General features: G+C 62.1%; 15 protein-coding genes. 3 read left to right on the top strand and 12 right to left on the bottom strand.

The annotated features are described in order from the left end of the window. Window positions 1-16: 16 nt before the first annotated feature. From AB5758_RS04775 to AB5758_RS04765, 3 genes are all read right to left on the bottom strand, one after another. Window positions 17-973: a phosphate ABC transporter substrate-binding protein gene (locus AB5758_RS04775; protein ID WP_229030421.1), complete on the bottom strand. Its 957-nt coding sequence runs from the start codon at window positions 971-973 to the stop codon at window positions 17-19. Window positions 974-1248: 275 nt separating this feature from the next. Further along, on the bottom strand, window positions 1249-2685 hold the full coding sequence (locus tag AB5758_RS04770) for a M20 family metallopeptidase (protein ID WP_138374904.1): 1437 nt from the start codon (window positions 2683-2685) through the stop codon (window positions 1249-1251). A gap of 54 nt (window positions 2686-2739) precedes the next feature. Then, window positions 2740-3435: an HAD hydrolase-like protein gene (locus AB5758_RS04765; protein ID WP_368141856.1), complete on the bottom strand. Its 696-nt coding sequence runs from the start codon at window positions 3433-3435 to the stop codon at window positions 2740-2742. A gap of 123 nt (window positions 3436-3558) precedes the next feature. Here AB5758_RS04765 and AB5758_RS04760 point away from each other — a divergent pair, with 123 nt between their 5' ends. Then, a complete protein-coding gene (locus AB5758_RS04760; protein ID WP_195246612.1) occupies window positions 3559-4419 on the top strand; it encodes a DegV family protein in 861 nt (286 codons plus the stop codon). A 93-nt stretch (window positions 4420-4512) separates the two neighbouring features. Here the strand turns inward: AB5758_RS04760 and AB5758_RS04755 are convergent, their stop codons facing one another. The 6 genes from AB5758_RS04755 to AB5758_RS04730 form a co-directional block, all read right to left on the bottom strand. Continuing rightward, window positions 4513-4821 carry a type II toxin-antitoxin system RelE/ParE family toxin gene (locus AB5758_RS04755; RefSeq protein WP_138374901.1) on the bottom strand — a complete coding sequence of 103 codons (309 nt, stop codon included), beginning with the start codon at window positions 4819-4821 and terminating at the stop codon, window positions 4513-4515. A 2-nt stretch (window positions 4822-4823) separates the two neighbouring features. Next, window positions 4824-5123, bottom strand: a complete 300-nt coding sequence (locus AB5758_RS04750; protein WP_117747007.1) for a type II toxin-antitoxin system RelB/DinJ family antitoxin — start codon at window positions 5121-5123, stop codon at window positions 4824-4826. 114 nt (window positions 5124-5237) lie between these two features. Beyond that, window positions 5238-5996, bottom strand: a complete 759-nt coding sequence (locus tag AB5758_RS04745) for a TIGR00730 family Rossman fold protein (protein WP_368141854.1) — start codon at window positions 5994-5996, stop codon at window positions 5238-5240. 210 nt (window positions 5997-6206) lie between these two features. Beyond that, window positions 6207-7346: a tRNA guanosine(34) transglycosylase Tgt gene (gene tgt / locus AB5758_RS04740; protein WP_138374899.1), complete on the bottom strand. Its 1140-nt coding sequence runs from the start codon at window positions 7344-7346 to the stop codon at window positions 6207-6209. A 443-nt stretch (window positions 7347-7789) separates the two neighbouring features. Then, window positions 7790-8590, bottom strand: a complete 801-nt coding sequence (locus tag AB5758_RS04735) for an SDR family NAD(P)-dependent oxidoreductase (protein WP_006235414.1) — start codon at window positions 8588-8590, stop codon at window positions 7790-7792. Window positions 8591-8601: 11 nt separating this feature from the next. Beyond that, on the bottom strand, window positions 8602-8793 hold the full coding sequence (locus AB5758_RS04730; protein WP_368155411.1) for a hypothetical protein: 192 nt from the start codon (window positions 8791-8793) through the stop codon (window positions 8602-8604). A gap of 91 nt (window positions 8794-8884) precedes the next feature. Between AB5758_RS04730 and AB5758_RS04725 the strand changes: the two genes are divergently transcribed. Further along, window positions 8885-10660 carry a coiled-coil domain-containing protein gene (locus tag AB5758_RS04725; protein WP_368141878.1) on the top strand — a complete coding sequence of 592 codons (1776 nt, stop codon included), beginning with the start codon at window positions 8885-8887 and terminating at the stop codon, window positions 10658-10660. A gap of 334 nt (window positions 10661-10994) precedes the next feature. Here the strand turns inward: AB5758_RS04725 and queA are convergent, their stop codons facing one another. The 3 genes from queA to AB5758_RS04710 form a co-directional block, all read right to left on the bottom strand. Further along, the gene (gene queA / locus AB5758_RS04720) at window positions 10995-12206 is read right to left on the bottom strand and encodes a tRNA preQ1(34) S-adenosylmethionine ribosyltransferase-isomerase QueA (protein ID WP_368141881.1); all 1212 of its coding nucleotides are present in this window, start codon (window positions 12204-12206) and stop codon (window positions 10995-10997) included. Between the two features lie 70 nt (window positions 12207-12276). Further along, entirely contained in the window at window positions 12277-12852 is a 576-nt protein-coding gene (locus tag AB5758_RS04715) for an epoxyqueuosine reductase QueH (protein ID WP_138375223.1), read from the bottom strand. 10 nt (window positions 12853-12862) lie between these two features. Beyond that, complete coding sequence (locus tag AB5758_RS04710) at window positions 12863-13429, bottom strand: DUF3267 domain-containing protein (protein WP_138375224.1); 567 nt, start codon at window positions 13427-13429, stop codon at window positions 12863-12865. Between the two features lie 132 nt (window positions 13430-13561). Between AB5758_RS04710 and AB5758_RS04705 the strand changes: the two genes are divergently transcribed. Next, window positions 13562-15662, top strand: a 2101-nt coding sequence (locus AB5758_RS04705) for a class I tRNA ligase family protein (protein WP_368155410.1), incomplete at its 3' end; no start/stop codon positions are given.

Below are 15662 nucleotides of genomic sequence, written 5' to 3'. Positions count from 1 at the left end.
TTCCGGGGGCGATTACTTATTTAGCAGAGACCTTGCCGCTGGCGTCCTTGACGACCTTCATGGCAGAGACGGGGATAAAGCCCTGCTCCTCGACGAGCTTGCCCTGGACGTCGTCGGAAAGCATGAACTCCAGGAAGGCCGTGGTGGCCTCGTCGGCGTCCTTGGAGCAGTACATGTGCTCGGTAGCCCAGATCTTGAAGGAGTCGTCGGTGACGTTTGCGCTCTTGGGCTCGACGCCCTCGACCTTGATGGCGTTGAACTTGGAGTCATCGAAGTGCGAGAAGTCGAGGTAGGAGATGGCGTTGTCGGTACTGCCCATCTGAGTCTGGACGTCGCCGGACTTGTCGAGCTCGGCGTCGCCCTTAAAGTCGACTGCCTCGTCGCCAAAGACGGCAGCCTCGAAGGTGGCGCGGGTACCGGAACCGGCCTTGCGGTTGAGAACGACGATCTTGGCGTCGTCGCCGCCGACCTCCTTCCAGTTGGTGATCTGGCCGGAGAAGATGCCCTTGAGCTGCTCGAGGGACAGGTCGTCGACCTTCACGTTCTTAGAGACGACGGGACCCATGCCCACGACGGCGACCTCGTGGTCGACGAGGTTCTTGACCTGGTCGGCCTCGAGCTTGGTCTCGGCGAAGACGTCGGAGTTACCGATGGTGACGGTGCCGGCGGCAACAGCGGTCAGACCTTTGCCCGAACCGTTGCCCGAGCCGGAGACGGAGACGTCGGGGTTGGCATCCATGAACTTCTCGGCAGCGGCCTCGACGAGAGCCTGGAACGAGGAGGCACCGTCGTAGGTCACCTCGCCGGAGACGGACTCGGCAGCAGCGGCGCTACCCTTGTCGGCGGCGTCGGATGCGCCTGCGCCACCGCAGCCAACGAGACCGAGACCGACGATGCTGGCAAGACCACCAGCGAGGCCGAGGAACTGACGACGAGAATAAGCCTGATCGAGCATGATCTTCCTTTCGTACATGCGAATCGCGGGCACCCTGCCCGCTTTGCTGTTTGGAAAGATACGACCCCGACCGGGCAGCACCCGCGCCAACTGCGGTTTCTTACGGGCATTTGATAAACCCTTACCGCAAGCGCGGCAGGGCTTTACAAACGAATAACAATCCAGCGCCAAATATGGCGCACCTTTTACACCAATAAAAGCAAAGTTGCGGTGAAATAGTTCCTGTTTGGCTGTTAGGCAGCCGATTCTAGGAACTATTCCACCGCAACTTAGATTGGCAAAACGCCGCAACCTTAAAGCTCGAGCTCGTTGAGCCTTAAGATCGCAACAATATAGATCTTGAGCGCTTGCTTGAGCTGTTCCTCGTTGGCGCACTCGTTGGGGCCATGCATCTGGCCGCCCCATGCGGGCAACTCCAGGCCGGTCTCCTCGGGGCCAAATGACACGGCGCGGGCAAAGTTGCGCGCGTACGTGCCGCCGCCCATGGCAAAGGGCTCGGCATGCTTACCCGTAAACTCGTTATAGGTATCAATCAGCGCTTTCACGGCCGGATCGTCGGCAGAGACCGAGAACGGCACCTTCGCGCGACCCAGCTGGCACGTCACGCCAAAACGGCCCACGAGCGGGTCGAGCTGCTCGCGGATGGTATCGGCACTCGTGCTGTCGGGGAAGCGCACGTCGATGACCTGCTCAATATGGCCATCCGCCACGCGGATGACGCCAGCGTTGCAGGTAAGCGGGCCAAACGCCGAGCTCGTCGCATCGATACCCAAGCCGCGGCCATAGGCGTCTGCATGTACAAAGGCCAGGAACTTGACGAACTCGTGCTCGGCAGGCGTCAGCAGGCGCTCGTCACGGGCACCAAACGCGTCCTCGGCCTCGCGCAGGTACGTCACGATCAGGCCGACGGCGTTGATCGTCCCCTCGGGCATCGAAGCATGGCCACCGATACCGTGCGCGAAAATCTGGGCATGGCCGTTCTCGAGCGCCGTGATCTCCAGGCGGTCGGCGTTCTCAATGGGCGCCGGCAGTTCATCGGCGGCAATCGCAAGCTCGCAGATAGACTGCGACGGAATGGCGTTGCTCGCCTCGGCACCGCTCCACGATACGATGCGCCCTCCATCGATCTTGGGGCTCACAAACGTCGCCCCAAACTGGCCCTTCTCGGCATTGCAGACCGGGAACTCGGCATCGGGCGTAAACAAAAAGTCGGGGTCTGCGTGGTTCTCCAGATAATGGTGAACGTCGGACATGCCCACTTCCTCATCGCAGCCCAGCAGCGCGCGGAAGGTATAGCGCGGCACAATGCCGTGCTTGAGCAGGTAGGCACCGGCGTAGAGCGACAACACCGCCGGACCCTTGTCATCAATCACGCCACGGCCGAGCAGCCATCCCTCGCGACGCTCCATCGCAAACGGGTCGGTGTTCCAGCCGGGGCCGGCGGGCACCACGTCCACGTGGCAGATGGTCGCGAGCTGCTTGTCGCCGCGACCCGGGATATCGGCAATGCCCACATAGCCCTCGTCGTCGCTCGTCTGGTAGCCGAGCTTTTGCGCAATGCCGAGCGCGCAATCGAGCGCATCACGAACCGGGCGGCCAAACGGCGCGCTAGGCTCCGCATCGGCAGCAACGGCCACGGACGGATAGCTCACCAGTTGTTCGATATCGGCGACGACATCTTCCCAGACCTCGTCGACATACTCAGCGACGCTCTGCTCCACCTGATTCATGGACTGCCTCCTTACCAATGAGCGACGGGTACGCCCGCCCCTCACATCAAGTACTTATATAGCGAAAAGTTTAGCAAGCTCGGCCACCGAGTGCACCACTGCATCGGCACCCGCCGCCTCGTGCTCGCCCGGCGCCGCCGCGCCCGAATAGATGCCAATGCACGGCACGCCCATCGCGTGCGCGCCCTCCACATCGTTAAAGCGATCGCCGATCATCACGGCAACGTCGGCCGTCGCGCCGAGCGCCGCCAGAGCATCGCGGACCGAATCGGCCTTGGTCTCGCGACCCTGCGGCGGATTCATGCCAACCACCGCCTCAAACTGAGAAAGCCCGAGCTCACGCACCATGTCGATGCACTTTGCCTCCATGCGCGACGTCGCCACGGCCATACGCTTGCCCCGGGCGGCTAACCCATCCAGCAGCTCGGGGATCCCGTCAAACACGGGATACTCCTCCGGTCCCAGCTCATCAAAAAAGACGCGATACTCATCGGCCACCACAAGCGACTCCTCGCGGGAAAAGCCGTAAAAGTCGTGAAAGCTCTTCCACAGGGGCGGCCCGATCATGCGGCGCAGATCACCCATCTGCGCCTCCGAAAACCCGCGCGTAGCCAGCGTCTTGCGCGTCGAGGTCATCACCGCCCGACCCGTATCGGCCACCGTGCCATCGAAATCAAACAGCACGACCGGCCGCCTGCATATCTCCAGTGCCTCCATCGGCATCCCTCTTCCCCAGTTGACGATTTCCACACCGACACTTCAAACTGTTGACTATTCAACAATTGAACCTAGAAATGTGGAACGACTCCACTATACTTGTCGCACTTTGCTCTCAGAAGGCGGCGCCGTCGCGCCCCAACGAAAGGTGCAATTATGTCTTTTGCCATCATAACCGACTCCACGTCGGACATCTCCCCCGCCCGTGCTCAAGAGCTCGGCATTTACGTGATTCCGCTGCATGTGATTATCGAGGGCGAGGACCTGCTCGACCAGGTGCAGATTACCGCCCAGGAGTACGTCGCGCGCATGGCTGGCTCCGAGCAGCTGCCGCACACCTCGCAGCCGAGCGCCGGCGAGTTCAAGGCACTCTTTGACCGCGTGCGCGCCGACGGCCACGACAGCGCCATCTTTATCTCGCTGTGCAGCGAGTGGTCCGCCTGCTACGCCAACGCGTGCCAGGTGGCCGATACCCACGAGCTCGACGTGCGCTGCATCGATTCGCGCACCGGCTCGGGCGCCGAGGGCCTGCTGGTGGAGTACGCGCTCGCCATGCGCGAGGACGGCCGCAGCCTGGACGAGACCGAGGCTCAGATCCGCGCGACGCTGCCCGACGCCCACCTGCTGCTGATTCCGCGCACACTCGAGAACCTGGTCAAGAACGGCCGTGCGCCCAAGCTCGCCGGCCAGCTCACGCAAATGCTCAACATTCGCCTGGCCGTTTCGCCGGAGTGGAAATCGGGCGAGATCAAGGCCATAAAAAAGGGCCGCGGTGCCAAGCGCATCGTTACCAACACCATGGCCGATTGCCTCGCATTTTTGGCTGAGCATCCGGGCTCCAGCGTGCGCGTGCTCACGACCGGCGCCGCCGAGGAGCAGGAGCTCGTCAGCCAAGCGCTCGCAGGCCAAGACTATGTAGACGCCGGCACCGGCCCCATCGGCTGCACCATCGCCACCCATGTAGGCGTCGACGCCATCGCCATCAGCTACTGCCCCCGCTACCAGCCCATCCACTAGGGGCACCTTTACCGCTTGCGGTGGAATAGGGACTATTTTTGGCTTATCAGCCGCAAATCAATCCCTATTCCACCGCAACCTAGAAATCGGCGATCAGCCCAGCGGGCCCTGAAACAGCTCCTGATGAGTGCCCATTCTCACCAGCCTAATCACTGGGTTAGTCTTATGGGGAAGATAAAGAACGACCACATCGACCAAGCCATCGGATAGGTGGAAATCGATGTGGCCGTTGTAGTTTCCGCCCGGGTTTGAGAGCTCGTGGGCGCCGTACTCCGCTGGAAGCGACCCATGGGCCACAAGCTCTGCAACCGCCGCTTTAAACTCACTCTTTAGCTGCGGATGGATGCGCATCGTCCGTTTGTAATCCGCCTTAAACTGAGCCTCGACTTTAATCTCAAACATCGCTAGTCCTCATCGAGGAACGACATAAGCTCATCAGCGTCGTTGAATGACGGGCTATCGTCCGGCAAAATCCCCAACTCATGAGCCTCGGCGATTACCATGGCACGCCTCGTCGCTTCGTTGGGCACTTCCGCCCTTCCTACGATCTCAAAAGGAATCTTTCGCTGATTTACAAGCTGCCGAACGGCAAGATTCAGATAGGAATTGAGGCTGAGGCCGACCGAATCCAAGAACTCAGTCGCCTGCTCCTTGAGCCCCTCTTCGATGCGAACCGTCGTAGGCTTAACCGTTGCAGTAGACATACGCGACCTCCTCGCCCTCGTCTTTTGCATCAGTATACCCAATATAAATGGCAAACTGACGTTAGATAGCATCAGATTGCTATATATATTCATATCGCGGTGGGCACGATTGCCCTACATCAGCCCACTCAGGGCAATGTCGACGGCTTCGTTGAGGTCGTCGGTGATGTGTACGAGCTCGGGATCGAGCGGGCTGATCATACCGGCATCCATCACCGGGCCGTTGAGCCAGTCGAACAGGCCCTGCCAGTACTCGCTGCCTACCAGCACGAGCGGCATGCGCTTGACCTTGTGCGTCTGCACCAGCGTGAGCACCTCGAACATCTCGTCGAGCGTACCAAAACCTCCGGGAAACACGATGGCGCCCGAGCTGTATTTGACGAACATGGTCTTGCGCACAAAGAAGTAGCGGAAGTCCATACCCAGGTTCACGTATTTGTTGAGCCCCTGCTCGTGCGGTAGTTCGATACCCAAACCGACCGACTTGCCGTTGGCGCTCGCCGCTCCCCTGTTGGCCGCCTCCATGATGCCAGGGCCGCCGCCGGTGATAACCGCGACGCCGCGCTGGGCGATTTTGCGGCCGACCGTGCGCGCCGCCTTGTAGAGCGGATCGGTCTTGGGCGTGCGGGCACTACCGAAGATGGTCACCGCGGGCCCGAGCTCGGCAAGCGCGCCGAAGCCATCGACAAACTCGGCCTGAATGCGCAGCACGCGCCAGGGATCGGTATGCAGCCAGTCGGTCGAGTCCTCGGGCGCCAGCAGATTGGCGTAGGTGTTGTCCTTAGGAATCATGGGGCCGCGCATGACCACGGGGCCGCGGCGGTACGTCTCGTCGTAGGCGGGCTCGCCCTCGACGTTCTCATTCTTAATCATGGGTACTCCTATCGAAAACAGAAACGGGCGGGGTCGACGCCATGCGTCAAACACCCGCCCGAACATCAACCATTCGGTATGGTACCCACGATGCATCAAGCGCTTGCAAGACATCGGTCAGCGGTCTTGCAGACCATGTTAGCGAACGCGACGACCGATCGCCGCTTGGCCTTTGCCGTTGCCCGCGCTCCGCAAGCGTCCGCGCCGTCCTTAGTAATCCACCGCCGCGGGGCTGTTCATCCAGTCGCTCACGAACGCACCGTAGCGGCCCTCGATAATGGCCTGACGGGCACGCTGCATAAGGTTGAGCAGGTAGTAGATGTTGTGCATCGACAGCAGAATACCGCCGAGCATCTCCTTCTGCGTGACCATGTGACGGATGAGCGCGCGGCTGTAGCCGCCCGTGCACACCGGGCAGGTGCAGGTGGGATCGATGGGACCGTCGTCGTGCGCAAAACGCGCGTTGCGGAAGTTAAGGCGACCCTCGCTGGAGAACGCCGTGCCCATGCGGCCGGTGCGCGTCGGCAGCACGCAGTCGAACATGTCGATGCCCACGCCCACACCGCGCACGAGGGTGGTGGGGTTGCCGACGCCCATCAGGTAGCGCGGCTTGTGCTTGGGCATGTACTCGGAAGCCAGCGGCGCCAGGGTCTCGAACATGGTCTCGTGGTCCTCGCCCACCGAGTAGCCGCCGATGCCGTAGCCGGGGAAGTCACCGCACTCCTCCAGATGGCGCAGCGAGCGCAGGCGCAAGTCCAGATGCATGCCACCCTGAACGATGCCGAAAAGTGCCTGGTCATCGCGGGTGTGAGCCTTGTAGCAGCGCTCGGCCCACATACTCGACAGCTCAACGGCGCGCTCAACGTAGGCGCGCGTGGCGGGATAGCCCGGGCACTGGTCCAGCTGCATGCAGATGTCGGAGCCGAGCTTCATGGCGATTTCCATGTTGTCCTCGGGCGTCCAGAACACGTGGCGACCGTCGTAGTCGTTGACGATAAAGCGTACGCCCTCGTCGGTGAGCTTGACGGCGTCGTTGTGGCTGAACACCTGGAAGCCGCCCGAGTCGGTAAGAATGGGGCCATGCCAGTTCATAAATTTGTGCAGTCCGCCCAGCTCAGCGATGGTGTCCTCGCCGGGACGCATGGACAGGTGGTAGGTGTTGGCGAGCACGATCTGCGCACCGAGCTGCTTGACGGTCTCGGTGGGGATGCCCTTGACGTTTGCCTTGGTGCCCACGGGCATAAAGATCGGCGTCTCGATGTCGCCATGCGGGGTGTGCAGCACGCCGGCACGCGCGTGCGTCGTCGGGTCCTCGGCGATCAGGTCGAATTTAAAAAGGTTCTGGTCCATAAACTGGAACTCCTTGGTTGCGGCTCATACGCAAACCATTATACGGGCAACCCGCAAGGAGCACCGACTCGACAGAAACTGGCGCATTAAACAACTAGCCGTTGGGGACGTTCTTAAACGACTAGTTGTTGGGGACAGCCTTCAGCGCCATCTTGCAAAGGAGTGTCCCAATCTGCCGGCACTTAGGGACCGTCCCCAAGTGCCGACAAGACTGTCCCCTTCGACTAGTCATTTAAGAACGTCCCCAACGACTACTTTTCGTCAGCAACGCAAACGCCGATGCCCTGGCAACGTCAGCGAGCGGTCGCCAGAGCGAACAAATTGGCATGAAAAGAGGGCGGCATAGACCTTCTGGTCATGCCACCCTCTTTGAATGACAAGTTGTCGCTCTGGTGACCGCGCAGCGTCGAGCCGTTACGCGGTTTGGTAAAACCGCGTAACCCCTACGGACGCTGGCCCATGCCACCCTCGAGGGTGACGGTCTCGCCGTTCATATACTTAAAGTCGGGGCCGCAAAGCTGAACGACCACGCGGCCGATCTCCTTCTCGACGTCGCCGTAGTGGCCCGCCGGCGGCATGTGAACGTTGGCCTTGAACGCCTCGGGATAGGCATCCTGGAAGTTCTCGAGCGCAGCAGTCCAGGCAAGCGGGCACACGATGTTGACGTTGATGCCGTCCTTGCCCCACTCGTTGGCGGCGACGCGGGTCAAGCCGCGGATGCCTTCCTTGGCGGCGGCGTAGCTGCACTGGCCGTAGTTGCCAAACAGGCCGGCGCCCGAAGCAAAGTTGACCACGGAGCCCTTGGTCTCCTTCAGGTGCGGATAGGCCTTCTGCATGTACAGGTAGGTGGCATACAGGCCAGAGTAAATGGCCAGGTTAAACTGGTCCATAGTGTGGTCGGCGATGGTCACGCCCGAGGCGCTGGCCTGGGCGTTGTTGACGACGGCGTCGATGCGGCCGAACTCCTCAATCGCCTTGTCGATAACGTTCTGTACGACGGCCTCGTTGTCCTGACCGGCAGAAACATCGGCCTGAACAGGCAGAACCTTGACGCCGTACTCAGCCTCGAGAGACTCCTTGGCGGCCTCGAGCTTGGCGACGTTGCGGCCGGTGATGACGAGGTTCGCGCCCTCCTTGGCAAAAGCGATATCGATGCCGTAGCCGATGGAGCCAGCGGAGCCGTCCTTGAGCGTGGCCTTGCCGCCGCCGGTGACGATCACGGTCTTACCAGTGAAAAGTCCCATACAAAGTCCTTTCAAATCGCGACGGGCACGCCCGCCGACTGCGCGTATCCAACTTCACGCGCCAAAAGCTGAGATGCAACTTTAGCGTGTTCAAGCGAAAATAAAAGACCGCGGTAGGCGAACGGCACCACGTCGTTCGGCGAAGGGATTGTCAAGTACAAACTGGATAAAGCGGCCGAGTTATCGTTATCAGATCGAGCCATCGAACACGTTTTGAAACTTTGCTGCAGCGCGTGGGATGTCGGCGCGAGACTTTATCATAGGGTGACAAACAACGATGAGGAGCACATGCCTATGACAGACGAGCTGGACCCCCAGACTCAGCAGCATATTGATCATTCCGAAGACGCCGTCGACGACTGCGATACTCCTACCTGCGTCGACGCCTCCACCGATGCGCCCGCCACCGCAGATGCGCACGCCGGTGCGGATAAGGCAACAGACACAGACGATACTGTCGAGCATGATGAAAGCGAGCAGCCGGAGCCGAGCGATGCCGAACCTGACACGGACCCCGCCCCGCAAGCAGCGGGCCCCATCGAGGTGTCTTCGGAAGAAGAGCTCGATGCCGTCATGGACTCCATGATGGATGCCGTCAAAGCGATGAAAGACGCCGTGGCCGATGCCGATATTGATGCCGAGGAAGAGGAGGCCGCCGAGGCGGCCTCGACCTTTGTACCCGGCGAGACCCCCGTTGCCGACCAGGGCAGCACCATGCCCTCGTTTCTGCAGCTCGAGCACCCCACGATTGGCGCCGATGCGGTCGATCCGCACGCAGCGGGCTTTTCTGTGGTCGAGGGCGGTACCGGCAATATCGCCGCGCCGCAGGCTGCCGATGCGGACGCTGTCGACACCGCTCGCCCGATCGCCCCGCACTCCCCCGACGCGAACCGCGATCTGGGGACCGCTGTCTCGAACACCGCGAACGCCGTGGGCACCTTTATTGCCCAGGGCGCCTCGGCCATGCGCGAGATGAACGCCGCGAAAAAGGCACTTGCCGATGCCCGCGCCCACCTGGCCGAACTTGAGCAGCGCATTGTCGATCAGGCCGAGGAGCTCGAGACGCGCCAGGATATCGCAGGCCGCTACGACCAGATCGTCGCCGACCAGCGTCAGGCGATCGCCACAGCGCAAAAGACCGCTGCGGCAGCCGAGATTGACCGTGATGCCCACGCCGCCAAAGCGACAGAGCTCAAGAGTCAGCTCGAACAAATGAAGACAGAGGATGACGCGACCGAGCTCCGCCTGAAGGCCGCGCTCGACGCCGTGGAGGCCCGCGAGGCAAGCTCGCGCGAGACCGGCAACCGCCTCGTTCGACGTCTTGAGGATTCCAAGCGCATCCGCGACAAGGTGCAGGCCGAGCGAGACGCCGGCATTGCCGCCGCACAACAAACCGTCGACGCCACGCGCGCCCAGCTCGAGACGCTGCGTCATGAGTATGCCGAGCTGCAACGCAATCCCTCGGCAAATCCCGCCAACTATACGGTGCGCACCAGCGAGCTCTCGATGCAGATCTCCGACACGGCAGATGCCCTGCGTAAAGCCGAAGAAGATGTCCCGCGCATCACCGCCGACCTTGAGCACTCGCTTGCCGCAGCCGAGCAGGCCGTCGAGCAGGCTCAAGCCCCCACTGCCGAAGCCAAACGCGCGCACCAAGCCGTGACGACTGAGGCTGATGCCGCGCGCGACGAGCTGCAGACGGCGAAAACTGCCGCCACGACGCGCCAGCGCGAACTGCGCGAGAAGATCGCCGCCGAGGACAAGGCACGCCGCGACCAAGAGCAAAGCATCGCCAACGCCCAAGCAGATGCCGCACATGCACAGTCGATCATCGAGCAGGCGACCGAGGTACATGACCATCCAGAGATCACTGAGTCGCTTGCAGGATCCTTGGCCCGAGACAAAGCCGAACACGCCGAGACCGAGCGAGAAGTCGCCCAGCTCGAGGCCACCGAGGACGCGGTGCGCGAGCGCACCCGCGACTCACGCATCAAATTCACCGGCGCCATCGTCTGCATCGTCGCCGCAATCCTGGTGATCATCCTAGTCTGGCTGTTCGCGAGCAAGTAAACCAGCCGCCAAAAAAACGCTCAACGCAGTTGCGGTGAGATAGTTCCTGTTTAGCCCAAAAAGGCCAATTCAAGAACTATCTCACCGCAACTTATTTAGATTGATGCAAGGTAGTCGTTTAAGAACGTCCCCAATGACTACACCGATGTTTTGTTGACAACCAAAGAAATGCCGGTGTTTTGGCAACGACAGCGAGCGGGTCGCATTTGAGGCAAGGTGACGTGAAACGAAAGGGCGCTGACCTTCTGGTCGCGCCCTTGAAGTTGAACGTCAGATTGTCCAAATGCGGCCCGCGCAGCGTCGACCGGTTACGGCGTTTGTAAAACGCCGTAACCTACAAGATGAGCATGGCGTCACCAAAGCTGAAGAAGCGGTAGCGTTCTTCGATAGCAGCGGCGTAGGCATCCATGATCTGGTCGCGGGTGGCAAGTGCGCTTACGAGCATCATGAGCGTGGAGCGCGGCACGTGGAAGTTCGTGATCAGCGCGTCGACCACGTGATAGGTCGAGCCGGGCATAAGGTAGAGCTGCGTTGTCGCGTTCTCGCGCACCACGATGTCGCCGCGGCCGAGCGTGTCGGCCCCGTCCTCGCGGCCCTCAAAATAGCGCGCCGTCACAGCCGGATCGGACACCGGCGCGTCCGCGTCAAACGCGCTCTCGAGCGAGCGCACTGCGGTAGTGCCGACGGCGATCACACGATGGCCCTCGGCCTTCGCCTTATGCACGGCGTCGACAACCTCCTGCGACACGTGGTAGCGCTCGGTGTGCATCACGTGCTGCGCGGGGTCGTCCTCCTCCACCAGACGGAAGGTATCGATACCCACCTCGAGCTCGACGGCGGCAAACTTGGCACCCTTGGCCTCGATGGCAGCCATGAGCTCGGGAGTAAAATGCAGACCCGCCGTGGGAGCAGCGGCCGAGTGCTCCTCCTTCATGGCGTAGACGGTCTGGTACTTCTCGGGATCGCCCTCGTAATCGGTAATGTAGGGCGGCAGCGGCACGTGGCCGGCAGCATGGATGGCCTCGTCGAGCGTGCGCGGCTCGCCGGCGGCATTGCAACCGGCCGGCTCAAAGCGTACCAGGCGGCCGCCGCGGCTATCGGTGACAAAGTCGACAACCTCGGCCGTCAGCACCACGGGAGCCCCCTCGGGCGCATGGGCGCCACCGGCGCGATACTCAATATGAGCACCGGGCTTCAGGCGCTTACCCGGCTTGACCAAGCACTCCCAAACATGGCCCAGCGGGTCAACATCCTCGCGGCGCTTGAGCAGCAACGTCTCGACCACGCCGCCCGAGCCCGTCTTGCGACCGATAAGACGGGCCGGCATCACGCGCGTCTGGTTGATGACGAGCACGTCGCCCGGCTCGATATAGTCGATGATGTCACGGAAGATGCGGTGCTCGACGGTGCCGCCATGCCCTAACGGCGTTCCTGTCTCGGAGCCTTTGCGATCAACCACCAGCAGGCGGCAGGAGTCGCGCGGCTCGGCAGGCGCCTGGGCGATGAGCTCTTCGGGCAGGTTATAGTCAAAATCATCGGTACGCATAGACACGTCGGATTCTCCTTATATAGCTAAAGTCCGCTCTACATCCTAGCAGGCTGACGTCCCAAGTGAACTACTTTTTGGCGGCTTTGCGCTCGTCGCGGATGCGGGCGCGGTCCATGGCCGCCTCGACGGCCGAGAAACGGCAGCCGCAGTAGTTCTGCCGATACATGCCCAGCTCGCGCGAACGACGTGTCGCCTCGGGGTAATACGTGCGAAAATCGCGAATCACCGGAGTGAGACCGCGGGCAGCAGCCAGACGCTCCAACACATCATTGCAGGTTTCGAACAACTGGTACGGCGAGACGGCGAGCGTCGTGCCCACAAACTCAAACCCGCGCTCCTGGGCCACACGGCACGCCTCGGCCAGACGCAGGGCATAGCATGAGCGACAGCGACGGGCTCGATCGGCGCCCAGCGGGGCCACGCCGGCCTCCCAGCGCTCCCGGTCCTCCCCCGCCTCGATAAGCTCGATGTCGCCATCGGCACACCACCGGCGCAGCTCGTCCAAACGCCGCTGCCATTCATCGTGCGGCTGAATATTGGGGTTTGTCCAGCAGATTGTGGGCTCAAACCCTTCCTCGCGCAGCAGGCGGACCGGCTCAAGAGAGCACGGCGCACAGCACGCATGCAGCAACAACGGCTTCATCGACATCTCCTCACCCGAAAAAGCGCACGCCAAAGGACGTATCCTCGCAGGCGACAATGCGGCGGTCGCGCAAAATGGTCCGCACGTAATACCAGTCGCCCACACAGCCCGACAAATGCAAGCCGGCCGCCAGGTAGCACAGCAGCGGATAGCCCGAAAACGCAAACCCCAGGGCAAGCGCCGCCGTCACAACAACCGTCGGCGCCAGGCAAACCGCCATGTACCGCCGGCGCGAATACACAACGCCCTCGGCGCAGGCATAGATCATCGCCGTCTCGCGATTCGCCCCAAAGGTCACCTTCGCGCCCGCAGGCGCCAGCAGCTTAAAAAACACACCGTGCACCAGCTCGTGCACGGCGAACGACGCCATTGAGATCGCAGCCAAGCCGACTATCCAGCCCACGACAGCCATCCAGCCGCCCGCGTCAGCCGCATCCAAGTCTGCAGGCCCACCCAGCAACATAAACACCGGCACCAAGCACACGGCAAACACGCCGACTACGACCATCCCCCACACAAAGCAAGCGTGCAGAAAATCCTCGTCTTCAAACGCATGTATGTTGGAAATCTCATTCATAGCATCTTAGGATAGCGCCCCTGCCACGTACCCGTCCGCATGTGCGATAATGTCGAACGATATGCACGAATTGACCACCGCGTCGCCAGGCCTTGCGCCCGGCCGCGCTCTCACCATATGCGAAGGAGTCCCATGGCATCCAAATACTCCATGAACGACCGTCCCAGCTGGCCTCGCCGCGCCATCGTTACCGCCGGCGAGCCCTACGGCAACAAGGGCCTTCACTTTGGCCACGTCGGCGGCGTCTTTGTCCCTGCCGACTTCTTCGCCCGCTTCCTGCGCGACCGTCTGGGCCGCGAGAACGTCATCTTCACCTCGGGCACCGACTGCTACGGCTCGCCCATCATGGAGAGCTACCGCAAGCTCAAGGAGAACGAGGGCTACGACAAGTCCATTAACGAGTACGTCGAGTCCAATCACTCCCGCCAGGCCGCGACCCTCAACAACTACAACATCAGCTGCGATATCTACGGCGGCTCGGGCCTTGAGCCGGCTGCGCAGATTCACAACGAAGTGACCGCCGAGATTATCGAGCGCCTGCATGAGCAGGGCACCATCTCCAAGCGCTCCACGCTGCAGTTCTACGACGCCAAGGCCGGCACGTTCCTCAACGGCCGCCAAGTGATCGGCCGCTGCCCCATCCAGGGCTGCAAGTCCGAGAAGGCTTATGCCGACGAGTGCGACCTGGGTCACCAGTTTGAGCCCGAGGAGCTCATCGCACCCAAGAGCCAGCTCACCGGCGAGGTGCCCGAGCTGCGCCCGGTCGACAACCTCTACTTCGACCTGCCGGCCTACCTCGACTTTATGAAGACCTACACCGCCAAGCTCGCCCAGAACCCGCAGGTTCGTTCCGTGGTCTCCAAGACCATGGAAGAGTGGCTGCTGCCGGCGCAGCTCTACATCCAGAACAAGTTCCGCGAGGCCTTCGATGCCGTCGAGGACCAGCTGCCCGAGCACACCGTGCTGGAGCCCGAGGGAAACAAGAGCAGCTTTACCGTCACCTTCCCCAGCTGGAAGGAGCGCGACGACGCCCATGCGGTGCTCGCCAACGGCGGCGTGCGCTTCCGCAGCGGCAAAGCGCTCGTGCCTTTCCGCATCACCGGCAACATCGACTGGGGCGTTCCGGTGCCCCAGGTCGACGGCGTTTCCGACGTCACCTGCTGGTGCTGGCCAGAGAGCCTGTGGGCGCCCATCAGCTATACGCGTACCGTGCTCGCGCGCGATGCCAAGGCCGCCGGCGTGACCGAGGGCGTCGCCGCCCAGGATGCCGCCCTCATGGGCGAGCCCGCTGCCGACTCCACACAGGTGCCCGCGCCCACCTACCAGCACAGCTCGCTCGACTGGCGCGACTGGTGGTGCTCGGACGACGCACAGATCTACCAGTTTATCGGTCAGGACAACATCTACTTCTACTGCATCGCGCAGACCGCCATGTGGGAGGCCCTGGGCTGGGACCTCACGCAGAGCACCGTCAGCGCCTGCTACCACCTGCTCTACATGGGCAAAAAGGCCAGCTCGTCCTCGCAGACGCCTCCCCCGCCGGCAGACGACCTACTCAACCACTACACCTGCGAGCAGATGCGCGCGCACTGGCTGTCGCTCGGCCTGTCCGAAAAGCCGGTGAGCTTTAGCCCCAAGGCATACGACACGCGTGTGACCGGCAAGGACAAGGACGGCAACGAGGTGCGCGCCTGCGACGACAAGCGCGTTATCGATCCGGCCCTTAAGGAGAGCGCCCTTTTGACCGGCGTATTCAACCGTCTGGCCCGCAGCTGCTTCTACGGCGTCGCCGTCAAGGAAGGCGACGAGAGCCCCTATCGCAACGGCTGCATCCCCGCCGGTGCCGCCTCTGCCGCCGTGGTCGAGGCTGCCGAGCAGGCAGCTCTTGCCTTTGAGCAGGCCATGTACAAGTTCGAGACGCACCGCGCGCTTGCCGTGTGCGACGACTACCTGCGCGCCGCCAACAAGCGCTGGAGCGACGCCTCCAAGGCCGCCAACAAGCTCGAGGGCGACGAAGCAAACGCAGCGATGACGCAGGCCCTGGTTGATGCCTTTACCGAGCTGCGCGTGGCGACCGTCCTGATGCACGGTATCGTCCCGGCCGGCTGCGAACTCATCTGCGAGTACTTCGACGTCGATCCGGTCGCCTTCTTTAGCTGGGATAACATCTTTGCCTCCACGGACGAGTTCGTAGAGAGCCTGGGCGAGAAGCCCGGCGACCACCGCGTGAAGC

The sequence above is a fragment of the Collinsella aerofaciens genome, from assembly GCF_040926405.1.
Lineage (GTDB): Bacteria > Actinomycetota > Coriobacteriia > Coriobacteriales > Coriobacteriaceae > Collinsella.
The sequence above is the reverse complement of the archived record's forward strand: the minus strand, read 5'-3'. Positions and strand labels throughout refer to the sequence as shown.

Excerpts from the sequence above, each read along its gene's own strand:
- AB5758_RS04735 (WP_006235414.1), bottom strand. The coding sequence starts at position 8,590 with ATGGGACTTTTCACTGGTAAGACCGTGATCGTCACCGGCGGCGGCAAG.
- AB5758_RS04710 (WP_138375224.1), bottom strand. The coding sequence starts at position 13,429 with ATGAATGAGATTTCCAACATACATGCGTTTGAAGACGAGGATTTTCTG.
- AB5758_RS04775 (WP_229030421.1), bottom strand. The coding sequence starts at position 973 with ATGTACGAAAGGAAGATCATGCTCGATCAGGCTTATTCTCGTCGTCAG.
- AB5758_RS04725 (WP_368141878.1), top strand. The coding sequence starts at position 8,885 with ATGACAGACGAGCTGGACCCCCAGACTCAGCAGCATATTGATCATTCC.
- AB5758_RS04750 (WP_117747007.1), bottom strand. The coding sequence starts at position 5,123 with ATGTCTACTGCAACGGTTAAGCCTACGACGGTTCGCATCGAAGAGGGG.
- AB5758_RS04715 (WP_138375223.1), bottom strand. The coding sequence starts at position 12,852 with ATGAAGCCGTTGTTGCTGCATGCGTGCTGTGCGCCGTGCTCTCTTGAG.
- AB5758_RS04770 (WP_138374904.1), bottom strand. The coding sequence starts at position 2,685 with ATGAATCAGGTGGAGCAGAGCGTCGCTGAGTATGTCGACGAGGTCTGG.
- AB5758_RS04730 (WP_368155411.1), bottom strand. The coding sequence starts at position 8,793 with ATGGCTCGATCTGATAACGATAACTCGGCCGCTTTATCCAGTTTGTAC.
- tgt (WP_138374899.1), bottom strand. The coding sequence starts at position 7,346 with ATGGACCAGAACCTTTTTAAATTCGACCTGATCGCCGAGGACCCGACG.
- queA (WP_368141881.1), bottom strand. The coding sequence starts at position 12,206 with ATGCGTACCGATGATTTTGACTATAACCTGCCCGAAGAGCTCATCGCC.
- AB5758_RS04760 (WP_195246612.1), top strand. The coding sequence starts at position 3,559 with ATGTCTTTTGCCATCATAACCGACTCCACGTCGGACATCTCCCCCGCC.
- AB5758_RS04755 (WP_138374901.1), bottom strand. The coding sequence starts at position 4,821 with ATGTTTGAGATTAAAGTCGAGGCTCAGTTTAAGGCGGATTACAAACGG.
- AB5758_RS04745 (WP_368141854.1), bottom strand. The coding sequence starts at position 5,996 with ATGATTAAGAATGAGAACGTCGAGGGCGAGCCCGCCTACGACGAGACG.